Annotated in this window: 17 protein-coding genes and 1 pseudogene; 10 read left to right on the top strand and 8 right to left on the bottom strand. The window is 69.5% G+C overall.

Going from position 1 to position 18,738, the window contains the following annotated elements; genetic code table 11:
* Positions 1 to 11: 11 nt before the first annotated feature.
* The gene (locus tag ACFQ6S_RS37435) at positions 12 to 1,238 is read left to right on the top strand and encodes an FAD-dependent monooxygenase (protein WP_383419618.1); all 1,227 of its coding nucleotides are present in this window, start codon (positions 12 to 14) and stop codon (positions 1,236 to 1,238) included.
* The gene (locus ACFQ6S_RS37430) at positions 1,210 to 2,115 is read left to right on the top strand and encodes a Gfo/Idh/MocA family protein (RefSeq protein WP_383419616.1); all 906 of its coding nucleotides are present in this window, start codon (positions 1,210 to 1,212) and stop codon (positions 2,113 to 2,115) included. The genes ACFQ6S_RS37435 and ACFQ6S_RS37430 overlap by 29 nt, the downstream gene beginning before the upstream one ends.
* Here ACFQ6S_RS37430 and lnt read toward each other — a convergent pair.
* The gene (gene lnt, locus ACFQ6S_RS37425) at positions 2,039 to 3,622 is read right to left on the bottom strand and encodes an apolipoprotein N-acyltransferase (RefSeq protein ID WP_383419614.1); all 1,584 of its coding nucleotides are present in this window, start codon (positions 3,620 to 3,622) and stop codon (positions 2,039 to 2,041) included. The two genes, ACFQ6S_RS37430 and lnt, sit on opposite strands and share 77 nt — an antisense overlap.
* 70 nt (positions 3,623 to 3,692) lie before the next feature.
* Entirely contained in the window at positions 3,693 to 4,178 is a 486-nt protein-coding gene (locus ACFQ6S_RS37420; protein WP_383419612.1) for a nuclear transport factor 2 family protein, read from the bottom strand.
* Between the two features lie 396 nt (positions 4,179 to 4,574).
* On the opposite strand from ACFQ6S_RS37420, the gene ACFQ6S_RS37415 reads away from it, so the two are divergent.
* Positions 4,575 to 5,843: a transcriptional regulator gene (locus tag ACFQ6S_RS37415; protein ID WP_383419610.1), complete on the top strand. Its 1,269-nt coding sequence runs from the start codon at positions 4,575 to 4,577 to the stop codon at positions 5,841 to 5,843.
* A gap of 73 nt (positions 5,844 to 5,916) precedes the next feature.
* Here the strand turns inward: ACFQ6S_RS37415 and ACFQ6S_RS37410 are convergent, their stop codons facing one another.
* The 3 genes from ACFQ6S_RS37410 to ACFQ6S_RS37400 all read right to left on the bottom strand — a co-directional run bounded on the left by ACFQ6S_RS37410 (position 5,917) and on the right by ACFQ6S_RS37400 (position 7,660).
* Positions 5,917 to 6,096 (bottom strand): hypothetical protein, encoded by a 180-nt coding sequence (locus tag ACFQ6S_RS37410; RefSeq protein ID WP_383419608.1) that lies wholly within the window; start codon positions 6,094 to 6,096, stop codon positions 5,917 to 5,919.
* Between the two features lie 148 nt (positions 6,097 to 6,244).
* Entirely contained in the window at positions 6,245 to 6,763 is a 519-nt protein-coding gene (locus ACFQ6S_RS37405) for a DUF1877 family protein (RefSeq protein ID WP_383419606.1), read from the bottom strand.
* A gap of 21 nt (positions 6,764 to 6,784) precedes the next feature.
* On the bottom strand, positions 6,785 to 7,660 hold the full coding sequence (locus ACFQ6S_RS37400) for an undecaprenyl-diphosphate phosphatase (RefSeq protein WP_383419604.1): 876 nt from the start codon (positions 7,658 to 7,660) through the stop codon (positions 6,785 to 6,787).
* A gap of 320 nt (positions 7,661 to 7,980) precedes the next feature.
* On the opposite strand from ACFQ6S_RS37400, the gene ACFQ6S_RS37395 reads away from it, so the two are divergent.
* Positions 7,981 to 9,132 (top strand): Gfo/Idh/MocA family protein, encoded by a 1,152-nt coding sequence (locus ACFQ6S_RS37395; protein ID WP_383419602.1) that lies wholly within the window; start codon positions 7,981 to 7,983, stop codon positions 9,130 to 9,132.
* Positions 9,129 to 10,055 carry a PmoA family protein gene (locus ACFQ6S_RS37390; protein WP_383419600.1) on the top strand — a complete coding sequence of 309 codons (927 nt, stop codon included), beginning with the start codon at positions 9,129 to 9,131 and terminating at the stop codon, positions 10,053 to 10,055. The genes ACFQ6S_RS37395 and ACFQ6S_RS37390 overlap by 4 nt, the downstream gene beginning before the upstream one ends.
* Positions 10,056 to 10,148: 93 nt before the next feature.
* Here the strand turns inward: ACFQ6S_RS37390 and ACFQ6S_RS37385 are convergent, their stop codons facing one another.
* Positions 10,149 to 10,619, bottom strand: a complete 471-nt coding sequence (locus tag ACFQ6S_RS37385) for a winged helix-turn-helix transcriptional regulator (RefSeq protein ID WP_383419598.1) — start codon at positions 10,617 to 10,619, stop codon at positions 10,149 to 10,151.
* Positions 10,620 to 10,783: 164 nt separating this feature from the next.
* On the opposite strand from ACFQ6S_RS37385, the gene ACFQ6S_RS37380 reads away from it, so the two are divergent.
* Positions 10,784 to 11,953: a thiolase family protein gene (locus ACFQ6S_RS37380; protein WP_383419596.1), complete on the top strand. Its 1,170-nt coding sequence runs from the start codon at positions 10,784 to 10,786 to the stop codon at positions 11,951 to 11,953.
* 78 nt (positions 11,954 to 12,031) lie between these two features.
* On the opposite strand, the gene ACFQ6S_RS37375 is transcribed toward ACFQ6S_RS37380, so the two are convergent.
* The gene (locus ACFQ6S_RS37375) at positions 12,032 to 12,814 is read right to left on the bottom strand and encodes a TVP38/TMEM64 family protein (RefSeq protein ID WP_383419594.1); all 783 of its coding nucleotides are present in this window, start codon (positions 12,812 to 12,814) and stop codon (positions 12,032 to 12,034) included.
* 49 nt (positions 12,815 to 12,863) lie between these two features.
* Here ACFQ6S_RS37375 and ACFQ6S_RS37370 point away from each other — a divergent pair, with 49 nt between their 5' ends.
* The 3 genes from ACFQ6S_RS37370 (at position 12,864) to ACFQ6S_RS37360 (ending at position 15,980) form a co-directional block, all read left to right on the top strand.
* Complete coding sequence (locus ACFQ6S_RS37370) at positions 12,864 to 13,586, top strand: DNA alkylation repair protein (protein WP_383419592.1); 723 nt, start codon at positions 12,864 to 12,866, stop codon at positions 13,584 to 13,586.
* 283 nt (positions 13,587 to 13,869) lie between these two features.
* A complete protein-coding gene (gene tuf, locus ACFQ6S_RS37365; protein WP_383419590.1) occupies positions 13,870 to 15,039 on the top strand; it encodes an elongation factor Tu in 1,170 nt (389 codons plus the stop codon).
* A gap of 95 nt (positions 15,040 to 15,134) precedes the next feature.
* The gene (locus tag ACFQ6S_RS37360) at positions 15,135 to 15,980 is read left to right on the top strand and encodes a spermidine synthase (protein WP_383419588.1); all 846 of its coding nucleotides are present in this window, start codon (positions 15,135 to 15,137) and stop codon (positions 15,978 to 15,980) included.
* Here ACFQ6S_RS37360 and ACFQ6S_RS37355 read toward each other — a convergent pair.
* Positions 15,942 to 16,229, bottom strand: a pseudogene (locus tag ACFQ6S_RS37355) (MFS transporter); the annotation flags it as partial. The gene ACFQ6S_RS37360 and the pseudogene ACFQ6S_RS37355 sit on opposite strands and share 39 nt — an antisense overlap.
* A 398-nt stretch (positions 16,230 to 16,627) precedes the next feature.
* On the opposite strand from ACFQ6S_RS37355, the gene ACFQ6S_RS37350 reads away from it, so the two are divergent.
* On the top strand, positions 16,628 to 18,738 hold a 2,111-nt coding region (locus tag ACFQ6S_RS37350; RefSeq protein ID WP_383419586.1), incomplete at its 3' end, for an NB-ARC domain-containing protein.

Raw genomic sequence — 18,738 nt, 5'->3', positions numbered from 1 at the left:
CAGGAGGAGCCATGGCACAGTCGAGGCGGGCCGTCGTCATCGGCGGCGGCATCGGAGGCCTGACCGCGGCGGTCGCACTGCGTCAGGGCGGCTGGGACGTCACCGTCCTGGAACGCGCCCCGTCCCTGGAGCCGGTCGGCGCGGGGATCTCCCTAGCGCCCAACTCCCTGCGCGCGCTGGACGTCATCGGGCTCGGTGACGAGATCCGCGACCTCGCGGCCTGGCAGGGCGACGGGGGACTGCGCACCCCGTCCGGGCGCTGGCTCTCACGCACGGACGCCGCCGCCGTGGCCGAACGCTTCGGCGGCCCCCTCGTACTGCTGCACCGGGCCACCCTCGTCAACAGCCTCGCCGCCCGGCTCCCGGCCGAGACCGTCCGTACCGGGGTCGCCGCGAGTCTGGCCGACCCGGGCGACGCCGAGCGACCGGCACGGGTGAGCACGCCGGACGGCGATCTGGAGGCCGACCTCGTGGTGGCCGCCGACGGCATCCAGTCCGCCGTACGCCCTGCGCTGTTCCCGCGTCACCCCGGAACCGAGTACTCCGGGTTCACCACCTGGCGGGTCGTCATCCCGGTGCCCGGCGTGGAGTTCGCCTCGCACGAGACCTGGGGCCGGGGTCGCATCTGGGGCTCGCACCCGCTCAAGGACGGCCGTGTCTACGCGTACGCCGCTGCGATCACGCCCGCCGGGGAGCGCGCCCCCGACGACGAGAAGGCCGAACTGCTGCGCCGCTACGGCGACTGGCACGACCCGATTCCCGCGATCCTCGCCGCCGCCCGCCCCGAGGACGTCCTGCGCCACGACGTCCATCACATCACCGAGCCGTTGCCCGCCTACCACCGCGGCCGGGTCGCCCTGGTCGGCGACGCCGCGCACGCCATGCCACCGATGCTGGGGCAGGGCGGCAACCAGGCCATCGAGGACGCGATCGTCCTCGCCGCCCACTGCGACGACCTCGCCGCCTACACGGCGGCCCGCCTCCCGCGTACGACTGCCATCGCCCGCCAGGCCGCCCGGGTCGGCCGCCTCAACCTGATGACCGGCCGTGCCGGGATCGTCGTACGGAACTCGGCGCTGGCCGCGCTGTCCAAGGCGGCTCCGCTGCTGTTTCTGCGGGGCTTCGAGGGCATCGCCGACTGGCGGCCGCCGCAGGCGCCGTATGCTGCCGGGAAGAGGACGGCAGGCAACCGCTGGAGGAGATCACCCCGTGAAGGTCGGCTGTATCGGACTCGGTGACATCGCGCAGAAGGCATACCTGCCGGTGCTCGGCGTACAGCCCGGGGTCGAACTGCATCTCCAGACGCGTACGCCCGCGACGCTCGACCGGGTCGCCGACGGCCTCCACCTCCCGGCCGGGCAGCGGCACACGGATCTCGACTCGCTCCTCGCCCAGGATCTCGACGCGGCCTTCGTGCACGCGCCCACGGTCGCGCACCCGGAGATCGTGACCCGGCTGCTGGAGGCGGACGTGCCGACCTATGTCGACAAGCCGCTCGCCTACCGACTCGCCGACTCCGAGCGGCTCGTGGCGCTCGCCGAGCAGCGGAACCTCAGCCTCGCCGTCGGCTTCAACCGGCGCTACGCCCCCGGGTACGCGCAGTGCGCCGACCATCCGCGCGAGCTGATCCTGCTGCAGAAGAACCGGATCGGGCTCCCCGAGGAGCCGCGCGCGATGATCCTCGACGACTTCATCCACATCGTGGACACGCTGCGCTTCCTGGTGCCCGGCCCGATCGACGACGTGACCGTGCGTGCCCGGGTCGAGGGCGGGCTGCTGCACCACATCGTGCTCCAGCTCGCCGGGGACGGCTTCACCGCGCTCGGCGTCATGAACCGGCTCAGCGGCTCCGCCGAGGAGATCCTGGAGGTGTCCGGGCAGGACACCAAGCGGCAGGTCCTCAACCTCGCCGAGGTCGTCGACCACAAGGGCCAGCCGACCGTGCGCCGGCGCGGCGACTGGGTCCCGGTGGCCCGGCAGCGCGGCATCGAGCAGGTGGTGCTCGCCTTCCTCGACGCCGTGCGCGCGGGCAAGGTGCTCAGCGCCCGGGACGCGCTGGCGACTCATGAGTTGTGCGAGCAGGTGGTACGCGCGGTTCAGGAGCGGGCCGCCTGAGCCGGGGCCGCAGGGTCCGGATGCCCTCGCCCGCGCACCAGGCGGCGACGATCAGCAGCGCCGCCTGCGCCACCCAGTCGCCGAAGCGGACGTACGGCGTGACGCCGCCGGCCAGCGGAACCTCGTAGACCGCGCTGGTGCTCTCGCTCGTACCCAGCCAGGAACCCACACGCTGCCCGCTCGGCCCGTACACCGCGGAGACACCGGTCAGCGTCGCGTGCACCATCGGGCGGCCGGTCTCGGCGGCGCGCAGCGCGGCGAGCGAGGCGTGCTGCTCCGGGGCCCAGCTCTGCTGGAACGTCGACGTCGCCGACTGGGCGATCAGCACCTCGGCGCCGTGGTCGGCGAGGTTGCGGCTCATGTCGGAGAACGCGGACTCGAAGCAGACCATCGGGCCGATGCGCAGCCCGTGCCCGGCGTCCATCACCACCTGCTCGGTGCCGCGCCTGCGGTCCTCGGCGGCCGCCTTGCCCACGGAGGTCGCCCAGCCCAGCATCGAGCGCAGCGGTATGTACTCCCCGAAGGGGACCAGCCGCATCTTGTCGTAGCGGGCGCCGGTCGGGCCGTCCGGGCCGACCAGGATCGAGCTCTTGTAGATGCCGGGCTTGTCCGAGCGCTGCGCATCCACGTTGACCAGGATGTTCGCCCCCGTCTCGCGCGAGAGGGCCGCGAGCCGGCGCGCGAAGTCGGGCCGGTCGTCGAGGTCGAAGCCGACGCTGCTCTCGCCCCAGACGATCAGGTCGACATCCTGACCGGCCAGCTCCCGGGTGAGCTGCGCCTCCCGGTCGAAACGCCGGTCGGCCGTACCCCCGCCCTCGATGACCCCGGGCTGTACGACGGCGATCCGGACCCGCTCCTCGACATCCGGGCGCGGGGACCAGACCCAGGCGGCCGAGGTGGCGACAGCCGTCGCGGCGATACCGGCCACGGCAGGGACGCGGGACGCGCGCACCGTCACCAGCACGGCGACCGCGACATTGACGGTCACCACCAGGAAGCTGATCAGCCACACCCCGCCCACCGAGGCGAGCCGCAGCGCCGGCTCCACCTGCCACTGGCTGGATCCCAGCACGCCCCACGGGCCGCCGAGCCCCTGCCAGGAGCGGACGAGCTCGACCATCAGCCAGCCGGACGGCAGGACGGCGAGCGCCGCCGCGACCCGGCGCGGGGACGGGCTCGACGAGGCCAGGAACCGCCGCACCAGCCAGCCCCACGGGGCCCACAGCGCGCCGAGCAGGGCGGCGATGATGAACGTAAAGACATGCAGGTTCGGCAGCAGCCAGTGGTGCATCGCCAGCATGAAGCCGAAGCCGCCCCACCAGCCCTCGCGCAACGCCCGCCGTCCGGTCGGCGCGGTGCGCAGCAGCGCGATCCACGGGACCAGGGCGACGTAGGCGAACCACCACAGCGCGGGCTGGGGAAAGGCGAGCACCGGCAGCGCACCGGCCAGAGTGGCGGCAATCGCGCGCCGCCAAGGCGAGGCGAGCCAGCGGCTGATCGTCTTCATGCGGCGCCTCCTACCCCGTGGTCCTTCCAGTGTGCTCACAGGCACTGACAGTGGGACAGTGGGCGTCCGCTCAGTCGATCATCGCAGGCGCGGTCCGCTCGGGCAGGCGGCGCCATTTCTCCTGTACGACCACCTCGCGCAGCCGCCAGCCGTCGTCGGTGCGCAGCAGTCCGAAGGCGTAACGCCCGCCGCACACGAAATCGGGCGCCGGGGCGCCTTCGCCGTCCCCGGCGAACCTCATCGGATTGACGTAGTCCGCCTGCACCCTGGCCGTGTCCCCGGTGTCCTGCTCCAAGATCCCGAAACGCACCCGCCGGTTGACGATGAGGTGCTGGCGCATCGAGAACACCCGCAAACTCTCCGCAAGCCACGCGGCGATACTGCCCGCGTCCCCCTCGATACCGCCGGCCGATCGGTAGTCCGCCCGTCCGTCGGACGTGAACAGGCTCCGGTACGCCGCCCAGTCGCCGTCGTCCACGGCGACCGCATAGTCGGTGATCACTCCATCGACCGCCAACCGATCCCTCAGGGTGGCGAGTTCCGCACGCTGCGTCATCGGCTCAGTGTTGGGCATGCGGTGGGCGGAGCCAAGAGGGCGGACGGGGGTATTCGGGGGGTGCGGGTGGGGTTTGAGAGCGGTATGCGCCGGGCTTGGTGCTGTTTGCTCGCTGCGCGGTTGTCCCGTGACGGGTGCGGCACCGTGTGTGGACAGCGTTGACCATGCCCGCGAAGTCATCGTGCGAGCAGACGGGTAGCGGACGGGCGCCGATCTGCCGTTTCGCTTGGCTACTTGAACATGCACTGGAAACGGCCCAAGCCCGTGTAATGCCAAGGACCCAAGGACGGTCGGCCCGATGGCGGATACCCGTGGAAAGGCTACGGAGTGGCCTACTTGGCGTAAGGGTAGGGCACTATCCGGACGTGCCGTACCGTCGGCCGGGAGTGGTGGTACGTGAACGCGGAACTGTGGCTCGGCCTGTCGGGCACACTGACAGCCACCGGTGGGTTGTACTACGCGTGGCGCGCACTGGACCCCGCCGCCGTCGAACAGTCTCGGGCGTCCTTCGTCAAGGAACGGGACGACCTTCGCGCACGGTTCGTTCCGCTGTGCGAGATGGCTGCCGACATGCACGTTCTCGCCCGCCCTTCGTTGGAGCGGATCGACGGTACCTCTTTGTTGTGGGAGAGGGCCATGCGTCCGCCGACTCCCGTCCCGCTGTCGGCAGTGGAGGTGGAATGGCAGGATGCTTCGCCACCGGACATGCCGTCCTTGCTGCACGCGGCACGGCGCGGTTTGCCGAGGCAATCGAAGTCACATCGCTACGAGACCTATTCCTCGGCCATGGGGGCACTGGCTCGTCCCACCCTCTTTGAGGACCGGCCGTCCTTTCGCCTTGTACGTGCCGACTGGTCTGATCTGCGAGGACCCCGACTGCTCTTCGGCAGCGGCCAGTACTTCGACCTCATCGACCAGAACGAGGCTGTCGCGCACGAATTGGCTCTGGCTACGCGGCGGAAACCGGAAGACAGACCGCCCTGGCGAGCGGTGCCCATGCGCAGGCTCCTGGCTGACGATCCGCTCTTGCTTGCGGAACGTGTGGTTCTGCCATCTGTCGCCACACTGACCCTGCGCCGTACCCAAGATGGAGAGGGCTCGTTCTTCCTCCTCTACAGAGAACCAGGGCGCGTTGCCACAGGAGAGGGCACATACGGGCCGATCCCGGCCGGCATGGTCCAGCCCGCCTCGTTCTCGCCGCTCGCACACCGCCAGGACCTGAACCTCTGGCGCACCATCATGCGCGAGTACAACGAGGAATTGCTCGGGGCGCCAGAGGCCCGGGGAGACGCGGGTACCGAAGTGGACTACGGTCAGCCCCCTTACAGCCTGCTCAATGCTGCCCTGGCCGACGGCTCGTTGCATGTGTGGTGTCTGGGCATGGCTTTAGAGCCACTGAATCTTGCTGTTTGCCTTCTCACCATCGCCGTTTTCGAAGCGGACACCTTCGACAGGATCTTCGCTGAGGCCGTCGAACGCAACGAAGAAGGGGTGGTGATAAGCGGGTCACGTTCCAACGGCACCATCGTGGGTCTGCCGCTCAACGCCGCCAGTGTCAATGATCTCCCGACGAACCGTATGTCGCCGCCTGCCGCTGGATTGCTGCAACTGGCGTTGCGACACCGGGACTTTCTACTGTCCGATCCCGGCGGCTTCCAAGGTTGACGTGGATGGGTGCGGCAAGGCCGCGGGCGAACACCGCCCTCGCGCATGGATCTTAGGTACGCGGCCCCGGGCCTCAGGCCGCCTTGATGACCTCACTGCGGATGGCGGCCGCCCACTCGACCACCAACAGCTCGTACTCCGCGCGCTCTTGAGCCGACAACGAGCCGCCCGCGCGCAGCCACAGGGCGCGAATATCCTCGTTCACCTCGGCAGCAGACCGCACGGAACCAGGGCCTAAGGAATGGGGGGACATGCGGACAAGCCTAGGGGCAAGGACTGACAGCGCGCTACCGGACGGCTACGCAGAACGTATGTGATTGGTCACGGATTTCGGGGTGGGTGTCACCAAGGGCCTCACTGGGGCCTTGTTACTGACTCGTTGGTCAGTGGGGCAAGGATCTTCAGTCGGTCCAGACGACCACGCACTGACCTCGGCTCGCAGCCCCGCCGTAGAACTCCCGCATCGCTTCGAAGTGCTGGACGAGGTACTCCCGTACGTCGCCGTTGAATCCTCGGCCGAATCCGCACGCGGCTGCCGCCTCGTCGTTGGTGGTCGGCAGGTTCCACAAAACGTCGTCGAGGTCGATCGCGTCGAGGGCTCGGGCGATGTCCCTGACGGCGGTGGGGGCGAGGAGCTGAGGTGGGCCGTCGAAGCCGTCGTACACCTCGGGGTGGTCGAGGAAGCCGATGTCTCCGCCGGGGTCCCCGGAGATCGCCCGGCCGAGCAGAGTCATCAGGGCGGTGGCGGTTCGCGTCGCGCGGCAGTAGCGGATGAGGCCCCAGGTCGCCCAGTCCGTGTCGAGGAGATCCTCGGCCGGTGGGTTCCACCCGGGCGCCGACCCAGGTGAGTCGAGCGCCGAGGCGCGGCACCGCTCCAGGTACTCCCGGGTGACGCGGGCGAATTGCTGGGTGAGGGCCATGCTCCGATCGGATCGGGGGTGCTAACCCGCCGACTCCGCCGCGTGCGGGCTCAGGACACCCGCTGCCACCAGGACGATGATGACGATGCCGAGTGCGATGCGATACCAGACGAACGGCATGAAGCTCTTCGTGGAGATGAACTTCATGAACCACGCGATGACCGCGTAACCGGACACGAAGGCGATCACCGTCGCGAAGATCGTCGGACCCCAGGAGACATGGTCGCTCTCCATCGCGTCCTTGAGTTCGAAGAGACCCGAGGCGAGGACGGCCGGGATCGCGAGGAGAAAGGAGTAACGGGCCGCTGCCTCGCGGTTGTAGCCCATGAAGAGGCCGCCGCTGATGGTCGCGCCGGAGCGCGAGACGCCGGGGATGAGCGCCGCGGACTGGCACAGACCGAAGATCAGGCCGTCCTTCACGTTCAGGTCCTCGAGCGACTTGCGCTGCTTCGGCGCGCGGTGCCGGCCGCCCGACTCGTCGCGGGCCGCCAGCCGGTCGGCGATGCCGATGACGATGCCGACGACGATCAGCATCGTCGCCGTGATCCGCAGATCGCGGAAGGGGCCCTCGATCTGGTCCTTGAGCGTCAGGCCGAGCACACCGATCGGGATCGAGCCGACGATCACCAGCCAGCCCATCTGGGCGTCGTGGTCGCGTCGCATCTCCTTGTTCGTCAGCGACTTCAGCCACGCCGTGATGATCCGCCCGATGTCCTTGCGGAAGTAGATCAGTACGGCGGTCTCCGTACCGATCTGCGTGATCGCCGTGAAGGCCGCACCGGGGTCCTCCCAGCCCGAGAACGCCGCGGTCAGCCGCAGATGCGCGCTGGAGGACACGGGGAGGAACTCGGTCAGCCCCTGGACGAGTCCGAGGATGAGCGATTCAAACCAAGACATGAAGTTACGGAGTCCAAGTGCTGATCGTGGCAAGGGGTGACGGGGGACACCTCGTCGGCGGCGCAGTGATCGCGAGTGTCGAGGGCAGCGTAGCGTCCCCCGATTACAGGTCCGGCACAGGGGGCTCGGCAGGCATTCACCGACCCCGGCCATATCGGTGTTGACCTGCGGCAGGGCGCCGCTTACGTTGCTGCGAGCGGAAAGCGCTTGCTGTCCGGACGGCCGGCCAGCCGTCTGTCGGTTGCTCGTGTCCCGTGTCCCGTGCCCCATGTCCCGTGTCTGTGTCCGTGTCCGTGTCCCGGAGGAGTCTGATCACGTCCATGGCTTCATCCGAGTCCGCCCCGCTCGTCGGCCGTCCCGTCAGGGTCGCCGTGATCGGCACCGGCGCCATCGCACGTGACTCCCATCTGCCCGCGCTGGCGAGGCTCGCCGCGGAGGGCGAGACGGAAATCGTCGCCGCCGTCGACCTCGACCCGGCGTCCGTCCAGTCCTTCCGAGAGGCCGCCGGCGGAGCTGTGCACGGCTGCACCGATCTCGACCGGATGCTTCAGAAGCAGCGGCCCGACCTGGTCATCATCTGCACGCCGCCCACGCTGCACCGCGAGCAGACCGTCGCGGCACTGCGCTCCGGTGCCTGGGTGTGGTGCGAGAAGCCGCCCGTGCCGAGCCTCGCCGACTTCGACGCCATCGAGGCGGAGGAGGGCAAGGACGGCGGCCCCTACGCCTCTATCGTCTTCCAGCATCGCTTCGGCTCGGGCACCCGGCACGTACGGCGCCTGCTCACCGACCGGGCCATGGGCCGCCCGCTCGTCGCGCACTGCCAGACCACCTGGTACCGCGACACCGCCTATTACGCCGTGCCCTGGCGCGGCCGCTGGGGGACCGAGGGCGGCGGTCCGGCGATGGGGCACGGGATCCATCAGATGGATCTGCTGCTCGACCTGCTCGGACCGTGGAGCGAGGTGCGCGCCATGGCCGGGCGGCTGGTGCACGACGTCGAGACCGAGGACGTCTCGACCGCCCTCGTACGCTTCGCGAACGGTGCGATGGCGACGGTCGTGAACAGCGTGCTGAGCCCCGACGAGGTCAGCCGAATCCGCATCGACTGCGAGCGCGCGACCGTCGAACTCACCCACCTGTACGGGCACCGCAACGACAGCTGGCGCATCACGCCGGCCCGGGGTGTGCCGGCCACCGAGGCCGCGGCCTGGCAGGACTTCGGCGAGGACGTGCCGAGTTCCCATCTCGAGCAGTTGCGGGAGCTGGTCGCGAGCATGCGCGCGGGGGAGCGGCCGCGTAGCAGCGGCTGGGACGGGCGTACGAGCCTGGAGCTGATCGCTGCCCTGTACAAGTCGGCGTTCACGGATGCGACGGTGCGGGCGGGGGAGATCGGCCCCGGTGATCCGTTCTACTCGGCGATGCACGGAGGCACACCGGGCTGGGCACCCGCCGCCGGGGAGGCCGCCGCGTGACCGGGCTGCGCATCGTCCACGCATACGGCGACCGCATCGCTGTGACCGATCCGGTCACCGGCGTCGAGCTGCTCGCCTATGTCTACCGGCCGGAGGCCGCCTGGGAGGCCCCGAAGCCGTACGTCCACCCGATGCGGACCCTCGCGGGCGATGTCGTCACCGACCACCGGCCCCACGACCACCGCTGGCACAAGGGCCTGTCGCTCACGGCCTCGCATCTGTCCGGGGCGAATCTGTGGGGCGGCAATTCCTACGTCCATGGACAGGGGTACCTCGAACTCCCCGAGCGGGTCGGGTCGATGGCGCACGTCGCCTTCGACGAGGTCTCCTCGGACCGTGACCGGGTCGTCATCGCCGAACGGCTGACCTGGCATCCGCGCAGCGGTGAGCTCTGGGCCGAGGAGCGGCGCCGGATCGAGGTGCACGACGTCGAGCCCGAGTCCGGCTCCTGGGCCCTGACCTGGACGAGCGCCGTGACGAACCGCCGTGATGAGCCGCTGCGGTTCGGCAGCCCCAGTACCGCAGGACGTGAAATGGCCGGCTACACCGGTCTGTTCTGGCGGGGCCCACGCGCCTTTCAGGGCGGCCGGATCACCACCCCCGACGCCGAGGGCCCCGGCCTCATGGGCGAACAGGCGCCCTGGCTGGCCTACTCCGGCGAGCACGACGGGGCCGACGGCCACGCGACCCTCGTCTTCGCGCACGCCCCCGAGAACGACCACGCCGGCGCCCGGGGCACCCACCCCGCCCACTGGTTCGTACGCAACGAACCCTTCGCGGGCGTCGCTCCCTCCTGGGCCTTCCACGCCGAACTGGAACTCCCGCCCGGCGACACCCTCACCCGCCGCTACCGGGTCGTCGTGGCCGACGGGGCCTGGGAGCGGGAGGCGATCGTGAAGTACCTGGAGACGCATCCCTGGTAGACGCCGGGTGGTGGGCACGTGCGGTGATCGGCCGCCCTCCGCTCGACCCAGCTCGCCCGCCTCAGGTCCGCCGACGCACACCGCAGCCCGGGATCACGCCGCCGTCGGCCCCGACACCGACCATCCGGACGCCTGAGGGTGTGCCCTGAGGTCCTCGTGGCGTACCGGGTCGCCGCAGGCCCGGCAGGTGACGATCGCGAGCAGTTCGTTGCCGCAGCTGTGCTCGATCACCATGGGGCGGTCGTCGTCCTGGCGCAGGTGCCGGTCGCCCCAGGTCATGAGGGTCATCAGGACCGGTTCCAGCTCCAGCCCGGCCGGGGTGGGCCGGTACTCGAAGCGCTGTGGGCGCTCGCTGTAGGCGCGCTTGGTCAGGATGCCGGCGTCGACGAGGCGGCGCAGCCGGGTGGCGAGGATGTCGCGGGGGGCGCCGATGTTGCGGACGAGCTGGTCGAAGCGGCCGTTGCCGAGGCACACCTCGCGCAGGACGAGCAGGGAGTACTTCTCGCCCACGAGCGCCAGGGCGTCGGCGATGGAGCAGGGGCGCGGGTCTTTGGGGGCGGCCATGGCGCTCAGTCTAGGGGGCCGGTTCGACTTTCCAACCTTGTGGGTTTGTTTTTCCAACTCGCCGGGCTAGAGTGAGTTCGAATTTCCTACTCACCGGTAATCGTGCCGGTCCCGGCACGAGCCCGTCTGCCGGTCATCGCCCGGCGGCCAAGGAGGCCCGCACCATGCGTGACGCAGTGATCGTCGAAGCCGTTCGCACCCCTATAGGCAAGGGCAAGCCCAATGGCTCCCTGGCACACGTCCACCCCGTCGAGCTCCTCGCCCACACCCTGCGCACTCTCGTCGAGCGCTCCGGTGTCGACCCGGCGCTGATCGACGATGTCATCGGCGGCACCGTCGACCAGGTCGGCGAGCAGGCCATGAACACCACCCGCTACGCTGCCCTGTCGGCGGGCTTCCCGGAGTCCGTCCCGGCGACCACCGTGGACCGCCAGTGCGGCTCGTCCCAGCAGGCCGTGCACTTCGCGGCCCAGGGCGTGATCTCGGGCGCGTACGACCTGGTCGTCGCCTGTGGCGTGGAGTCGATGAGCCGGGTGCCGATGTGGTCGAACGTGCCGCCCGGCAAGGACCCCTTCGGCCCCGGCATCGCCGAGCGCTACCCCGAGGGCCTGATCCCGCAGGGCGTCAGCGCCGAGCTGATCGCCGCCAAGTGGTCGATCACCCGCGAGCAGATGGACGCGTTCGCCGTCTCCTCGCACCGGAAGGCGGCCGCCGCCTGGGAGCAGGGCCTGTTCGACGCCGAGGTCGCGCCCCTGGAGGGCGTCTCGCGCGACGAGTGCGTACGACCGGGCAGCACCCCCGAGATCCTCGCCGGCCTCAAGCCCGCGTACTACGACCCGGCCTTCGCCGAGCGCTTCCCGCAGATCGAGTGGAGCGTCACCGCGGGCAACGCCAGCCCCATCAACGACGGCGCCTCCGCCGTGCTCATCACCTCCAGCGAGACGGCCGCCCGGCTGGGCCTGCGCCCGCTGGCCCGGCTGCACAGCTTCGCCGTCACCGGCTCCGACCCGATCCTGATGCTCACCGGCGTGATCCCGGCGACGGAGAAGGTGCTGCGCCGGGCCGGCCTGACCCTCGACGACATCGACCTGTTCGAGGTCAACGAGGCGTTCTCCAGCGTCGTACTGGCCTGGCAGCAGGAGACCGGCGCCGACCTCGGCAAGGTCAATGTGCACGGCGGCGCGATCGCGATCGGGCATCCGCTGGGCGCGAGCGGCACGAGGCTGACGACGACGCTGGTGCATGCCATGCGTGAGCGCGGCGCCCGTTACGCCCTGCAGACCATGTGCGAGGCGGGCGGACTGGCGAACGCGATGATCGTCGAGTCGGTCTGAACAGTCCGGTCTGAAAAGCCCGGTCTGAAAAGCCCGGTCTGAAAAGTTCGGTCCGAGAGTGAGCCTGACCGGGCCGGATCAGCGGCGGCGCAGGTGGTGGCGCTTGCGCCAGGCCACCACCGCGCCCGCGAGTGCCGGCAGTGCGATGGCGGCCACCGCGATCAGGAACACCGGGGACGTCGGCTGCGAGGCCCGGGCGCCCGCGACGACGTACGCGGCGATGTTCGGGATCGACCCCAGTGCCGTCGCGAGGAGGAAGGGGAAGTAGCCCATGCGGGAGACCGCGGCGGCGTAGTTCGCGGCCCAGAACGGCACCCCGGGGAACAGCCGCACCGCCAGCATCGACCGGAAGCCGTGCTTGCTGAACTGACGGTCGACCGCCTTGAGCAGCCGGCCGCGCAGCAGCGGACGCAGGGCGTCCTGGCCGAGCATCCGGCCGAGCGCGAACGAGATCGCCGCCCCGAGCACGGTGCCGGCCATGGCGGCGCCCATGCCCAGCGCCGAACCGAAGAGCGCCCCCGCGGCGAGGTTCAGCAGCGGCCGTGGCACGAACGCCACCGTGATCAGCCCGTAGGCCACGGCGAACAGCACCACCGCGACGGGGCCGCCGACCTGGGGCGGCCAGCCGTGCGCCAGGAGCTTGTGCGGCTCGAAGAGCAGCACGGACGTCGCGGCCGCCGCGAGCAGGACCAGGAGCAGGGACAGCCGTGACCACGGCGAGAGCAGCGCTCTCGAGCAGCGCGTGGCGAAGCCTGCGGGGGCGGGCACCGGTACGCGCGTGGAAACGGCGAGTTCCTTGGCGGCGGCCTGTGCTGCGGCCGTGGCGGTGCCCCCAGAGCGGGTGGTGGCATCGTCGAGCATGCCGCGACAGTAACCGACGAAGATGTGTGATCGCCGTATGGTTCGTCTCATGGGCGTCACAGGAACGGGAACACTGGAAGTACCGCGCAGTGTCCTGGCCGACACGGTGCTGGAGCGGCTCGTCGCCGCCTACGGCGCGGCGGCCGACCCCGAACGCGCCGTGTCCATGGGGGCGTACATGAAGGACGTGACCCCCTTCCTCGGCCTCACCACCCCCGCGCGCCGCGCCCTGTCCCGCACCGTCCTCCAGGGGACACCGCGCCCCGACGAAGCCGACTGCACGGCCATCGCCCTGCGTTGCTGGGAGCTGCCGGAGCGCGAGTACCACTACTTCGCCGTCGACTATCTCCGCCGCCATGTGGGGCGCTGCTCCTCCGGTTTCCTGCCGGTGGCCCGGCATCTGATCACGACGGTCTCCTGGTGGGACACCGTCGACCTGCTCGCCGCCCATGTCGTGGGCGGGCTCGTCGCAGCCGACCCGAAGCTCACGGCGGACATGGACGCCTGGATCGCGGACGACGACCTGTGGGTGGCCCGCACCGCCCTGCTGCACCAGCTGCGCTACAAGGATCGCACCGACACCGAGCGCCTCTTCGCCTACTGCCTGCGCCAGTCCGGCCACCCCGACTTCTTCATCCGCAAGGCCATCGGCTGGTGCCTGCGCGAGTACGCCAAGACCGACCCGGACGCCGTGCGGGACTTCCTGGCACGCGAACGGGGGCGGTTCGCGCCGCTGTCGGTGCGGGAGGCGCTGAAGAACATCGGCGCCTGACTCCGATACCGCCCCTGAAGTCCCGTACCGCTGAAAACCATTCGACGTCGGGCAAAGCGTCGGCAATGATCGACGTCATGTTCCGGCACGCCTTCGTCCTCGCAGCATCCGCAGTCGCGGATGCTCCGAAGGCTGCCGTTCCGGTCCTCCTGGCCGCAGCCGACGGCGCCCGAAGCTGACCCTCTCCGGACAGTCCGGCGGACCCCGCAGGGGGAGGGTCGGCAAGTCCTTGGGGTCCCCATCTCCTTCGCAGAGACTTCTGTAGAGACTTCGAGGTACAGCCATGTCCAAGACGGCATACGTGCGCACCAAACCGCATCTCAACATCGGCACGATGGGCCATGTCGACCACGGCAAGACCACGTTGACGGCCGCCATCACCAAGGTCCTCGCCGAGCGGGGCTCGGGCACGTTCGTCCCCTTCGACCGCATCGACCGCGCGCCGGAGGAGGCCGCACGCGGCATCACCATCAACATCGCGCACGTCGAGTACGAGACCGACACCCGCCACTACGCGCACGTCGACATGCCGGGCCACGCCGACTACGTCAAGAACATGGTCACCGGCGCCGCGCAGCTGGACGGGGCGATCCTCGTCGTCTCCGCGCTCGACGGGATCATGCCGCAGACCGCCGAGCATGTGCTGCTCGCCCGGCAGGTGGGCGTCGACCACATCGTCGTCGCCCTCAACAAGGCCGACGCGGGCGACGAGGAGCTCATCGACCTCGTCGAGCTGGAGGTCCGCGACCTGCTCACCGAGCACGGCTACGGGGGCGACGCCGCGCCCGTCGTACGGGTGTCGGGGCTGAAAGCGCTGGAGGGCGACCCGAAGTGGACGGCGTCCGTCGAGGCGTTGCTCGACGCGGTGGACACCTACGTTCCGATGCCGGAGCGCTATGTGGACGCGCCGTTCCTGCTGTCCGTGGAGAACGTGCTCACGATCACCGGTCGGGGGACGGTGGTGACCGGGGCCGTCGAGCGGGGGACGGTGCATGTCTCGGACCGGGTCGAAGTGCTCGGGGCCGGGCTGGAGACCGTGGTCACCGGCCTGGAGACCTTCGGCAAGCCGATGGACGAGGCACAGGCCGGCGACAACGTGGCGCTGTTGCTGCGCGGGGTCCCGCGGGACGCCGTCCGGCGGGGGCATGTGGTCGCGGCGCCGGGGAGCGTGACGCCTCGAAGTCGGTTCTCCGCGCAGGTGTATGTGCTCTCGGCCCGCGAGGGCGGGCGCGCGACAGCTGTCACCACCGGCTACCGGCCGCAGTTCTACATCCGTACGGCGGATGTGGTCGGGGACATCGACCTCGGTGAGGTGGGTGTCGCACGGCCCGGGGAGACGGTCGCGATGACCGTCCAGCTGGGGCGTGAGGTGCCGCTTGAGCCGGGGCTCGGATTCGCCATCCGTGAGGGTGGCAGGACCGTGGGGGCGGGGACCGTGACCGCCGTCGTGTGAGGCGGTGCGGTCCGTGGGGGACCGCGGGTCCGGTCGTGGCCGGCCGCGCGGTCCCCCACGCCCCTGGTCAGGCGGGCCCCCGGCACAATGGGAAGGTGAGCGAACCCATACCCGTCACCCGGTCCGTCGACTACGGCATCGCCAAGCTGATGCCCGATGTCGATCGCGAGAGGGCGTGGTTGCTCACCGTCGACGGGGCCCCTCAGTCCTACGTCGATCTCGACGAGCCGACCCATCTGGAGTTCGAGTACGCGCGCCGCCTCGGCCATGTGCTGGACACCGTCGCCGAGGCGGGACGCGCGCTGGACGTGCTGCATCTCGGGGGCGGCGCGCTCACGCTGCCGCGCTATCTGGCCGCGACCCGGCCCGGCTCGCGGCAGGACGTCGTCGAGGCCGACCGCGGGCTGCTGGAGCTGGTGGCCGAGCAGCTGCCGGTGCCGGACGGAAACGGCATCCGGCTGCACGCCGGGGACGCGCGTGCCTGGCTGGAGACCGCCCCGGACGACTCGGCCGACGTGCTCGTCGCCGATGTCTTCGGCGGCTCAAGGGTGCCGGCGCATCTGACGTCCGTCGCGTACGCCCGTGAGGCCGAGCGGGTGCTGCGGGGGAGCGGCGTCTATCTTGCCAACCTCGCCGATGCCGCGCCCTTCGCCTTCCTGCGCTCCCAACTCGCCACATACGCCACGCAGTTCGAGGAGCTCGCGCTGATCGCCGAGCCGGGTGTGCTGCGCGGGCGGCGGTTCGGGAACGCGGTGCTGATCGCCGCGCACCGGCCCGTCGACACAGCGGCCCTGGCCCGGCTCACCGCCTCCGACGTCTTCCCGGCCCGGGTCGAACACGGCGCCGGCCTGCGGGAGTTCATCGGCGGGGCGCGGCCGGTGCGGGACGAGGACGCCGTGCCGTCACCCGAGCCCCCCGACGGGGCTTTCGGCATCGGTTGAGGCGGGTTTGCCGCCGGCGGTCACCTGCTTCGTACGACGCCGTAGATTCCGTACGTCCGGGACGCACAGGACCGCCGCCGTGACGACCACGACCAGCGCGGCGCATCCCCACAGGGCCGACGTGCGTCCGAACGCCGTCTCCGCCGGGCCGGCGAGAGCCGTCGCCAGCGGGACCAGGGCGACCGAGCCGAACCAGTCGTACGCGGCGACCCTGGACAGCTTCTCCTCGGGTATCTCCTGATGGAGCGCGCAACACCTCGCTGAACGTATCCTCTCTGCCCGTGCCCTGAACGGTCTCTCCCGACCCGGCAAGCAAGCAGGCTACTGCTGCTAGACAGCCGTTTGGTCATGGCCCGGAGAGTCGTATAGAGCCGTTAGGTCTGGCCACAGAGCCCGCGGCGCAGATCTCTTGGCACCACGCCGGACCGTGTGTGCCGCGCTCATGAACGGTACGTATGGCTGCCCGCCAGCCAACCGACACCGCGTCAGGAAGTTGATTCGTGTCACACGGCACATACCACTTCGCCGTATGGTGCGAGACCCGCCCGCATAAGGTTCGTGCCAGAGCCTGTGATCAGGGGAGGGTGCAGGTGCAAGTCCGAGACCGAATGCTCCGGTGGTTTGTTGGCGTTGAAGTACTTCTGGCCGTGTTGTTGGCACTGTCAGGGAACGCCGCCACCGCCGAAGATCGCTGGCCCGGACCGCTGGACAACCTGCGGCAGGACGCATGGTGGTGGGTTGGCGGATTGGTCACGACCGCGATGGTGCTGGCAGTTACTTCGAACTGGTTGCAACGGCGCACGCCAGTCCTGGATGATCCTCCACCTCCGCCGCCGACGCCCGTTCCGGACTGGTTCGTCGACCGATCCCAGACCGGTGAGACGGCGGCAGCCGTGCGCCAAGATGGCCACGCGGTGGGAATCACCACATCCTTGTACGGAGCGGGCGGCTTCGGCAAAACAACTCTGGCCACCGCCGTGTGCGCAAATAGGCATGTGCGGCGCCGATTCCGGTCCCGGATCTATCCCATCACCATCGGCCGCGATGTGCGCGGTCGGGCGGCAATCGCGGCCAAAGTTGCCGAAGTCACACGGTTCATCACCGGTGACACCACCGAATTCCAAGACCCAGACATGGCCGGTGCTCATCTCGGTCGGCTTCTCGATCAGCGTCCGCGTACCCTGCTGGTGCTCGATGACGTGTGGGAGGCGGAACAGCTCGCGCCCTTCCTCTTTGGCGGCCGCCAGTGTGTACGCCTGGTCACCACACGCAGCCCTGACCTGCTGCCTGCCAATACGCGGCGCATCCAGGTTGACCAAATGTCACTTGCCCAGGCACGGACCATGCTCACATGGGGCTTGCCGCAACTTCCTGAGTCTCTTGTCACGGGGCTGCTCCAGGCCACTGGTCGCTGGGCCTTGCTGCTACGCCTGACAAACCGTCTTATCGCTGAACAGTGCGCTTCCGGGGCCGACCTGATTGCCTGCGCTGAGCGCACTTTGTCACGGCTACACGCACACGGGCCTACGGCTGTGGACGATCCAGCTGCCGTTTGGGACTTGGACGACCCTCGGCTGCGGAGTCAGGCTGTCAACGCCTCTATCCAAGCTGCTGTCACGCTGCTACCACCCGGAGGTGAAGACCGCTTTGCTGAGCTTGGCATCTTTGCCGAGGACGAGCAGATACCGATGTCAATCGTCATTCTGCTCTGGCAGGCGACGGCAGGGCTGACAGAAGACCAGACGCGTGTCTTGAGTCGTGATCTCGAGCGCTTATCCCTACTCACAGTCGACCCGCATGACGGCGGCAGAGTCAGCCTGCACGACGTCATCCGCGACTTTCTTCGGAACCGCCTCGGATCGTCCGGCCTGAACCGTACTAATGGACTTCTGATCGACGCGGTCGCTGCCACGCTAGCTCCTGCCCAGCCGCTGACAACCGGTCGCGCGTTAAACCCCGAGCAGGCTTGGTGGCAGAACGCGGATGGATATCTCCTCGACCACCTCATTGACCACATGATCGCTGCTGGCCGCACCTCACTCGCCGAAGCTGTGGCAGGTGACGTGCGGTGGGTCGAGACCCGCTTGACCCATCGCGGGCCCAATGCACCATTAACTGACCTCGCCAGCATCGGTACCCCCTACGCCAGACCACTCGCCCAGAGCCTCGTCCATGTTTCCCATCTACTCCCTCCCATCGATCCCCCCTCAGTTCTCACTGGCGTCCTTCACACCCGCCTCGACAGGCACCATTGCTGGCGTGACCAGATCGCCGCTCGCCGGCGGGACACCACACTGCATCCCTGCCTCGTGAGTCAGTGGCCCCTACCTGACAGCTCCCACGGTGCCCTTGAGCAAACGTTCGCCGGTCACGTGGGTCGAGTGTGGTCAGTGGGGGTTTGTCCTGCTGGGGCCTGGCTGGCTACCGCTGGCGATGACGAGACGGTGCGGATCTGGGACCGCAACACGGGAGCATGCACGGCCACCCTCACCGGCCACGCGGGCCGAGTCTGGTCCGTCGCGTTTTCTCCGGACGGCGCCTGGCTGGCTACCGCTGGCGATGACAAGACGGTGCGGATCTGGGACCGCAACACGGGAGCATGCACGGCCACCCTCACCGGCCACACAAGGGCGGTCAACTTCGTGGCCATTTCACAGGCTGGCGCCTGGCTGGCTACCGCTGGCGATGACGAGACGGTGCGGATCTGGGACCGCAACACGGGAGCATGCACGGCCACCCTCACCGGCCACGCGGGCCG

Origin of the sequence: Streptomyces sp. NPDC056479, assembly GCF_042795335.1 — a bacterium.
In the GTDB taxonomy this organism is placed as follows: Bacteria; Actinomycetota; Actinomycetes; order Streptomycetales; family Streptomycetaceae; genus Streptomyces.
This window is presented reverse-complemented; position numbering and strand designations above follow the sequence as displayed.

What these genes read in the sequence shown, in the direction of transcription:
- ACFQ6S_RS37435 (WP_383419618.1), top strand. Translation starts at nt 12, where the DNA reads ATGGCACAGTCGAGGCGGGCCGTCGTCATCGGCGGCGGCATCGGAGGC.
- lnt (WP_383419614.1), bottom strand. Translation starts at nt 3,622, where the DNA reads ATGAAGACGATCAGCCGCTGGCTCGCCTCGCCTTGGCGGCGCGCGATT.
- ACFQ6S_RS37420 (WP_383419612.1), bottom strand. Translation starts at nt 4,178, where the DNA reads ATGACGCAGCGTGCGGAACTCGCCACCCTGAGGGATCGGTTGGCGGTC.
- ACFQ6S_RS37410 (WP_383419608.1), bottom strand. Translation starts at nt 6,096, where the DNA reads ATGTCCCCCCATTCCTTAGGCCCTGGTTCCGTGCGGTCTGCTGCCGAG.
- ACFQ6S_RS37405 (WP_383419606.1), bottom strand. Translation starts at nt 6,763, where the DNA reads ATGGCCCTCACCCAGCAATTCGCCCGCGTCACCCGGGAGTACCTGGAG.
- ACFQ6S_RS37400 (WP_383419604.1), bottom strand. Translation starts at nt 7,660, where the DNA reads ATGTCTTGGTTTGAATCGCTCATCCTCGGACTCGTCCAGGGGCTGACC.
- ACFQ6S_RS37395 (WP_383419602.1), top strand. Translation starts at nt 7,981, where the DNA reads ATGGCTTCATCCGAGTCCGCCCCGCTCGTCGGCCGTCCCGTCAGGGTC.
- ACFQ6S_RS37385 (WP_383419598.1), bottom strand. Translation starts at nt 10,619, where the DNA reads ATGGCCGCCCCCAAAGACCCGCGCCCCTGCTCCATCGCCGACGCCCTG.
- ACFQ6S_RS37380 (WP_383419596.1), top strand. Translation starts at nt 10,784, where the DNA reads ATGCGTGACGCAGTGATCGTCGAAGCCGTTCGCACCCCTATAGGCAAG.
- ACFQ6S_RS37375 (WP_383419594.1), bottom strand. Translation starts at nt 12,814, where the DNA reads ATGCTCGACGATGCCACCACCCGCTCTGGGGGCACCGCCACGGCCGCA.
- ACFQ6S_RS37370 (WP_383419592.1), top strand. Translation starts at nt 12,864, where the DNA reads ATGGGCGTCACAGGAACGGGAACACTGGAAGTACCGCGCAGTGTCCTG.
- tuf (WP_383419590.1), top strand. Translation starts at nt 13,870, where the DNA reads ATGTCCAAGACGGCATACGTGCGCACCAAACCGCATCTCAACATCGGC.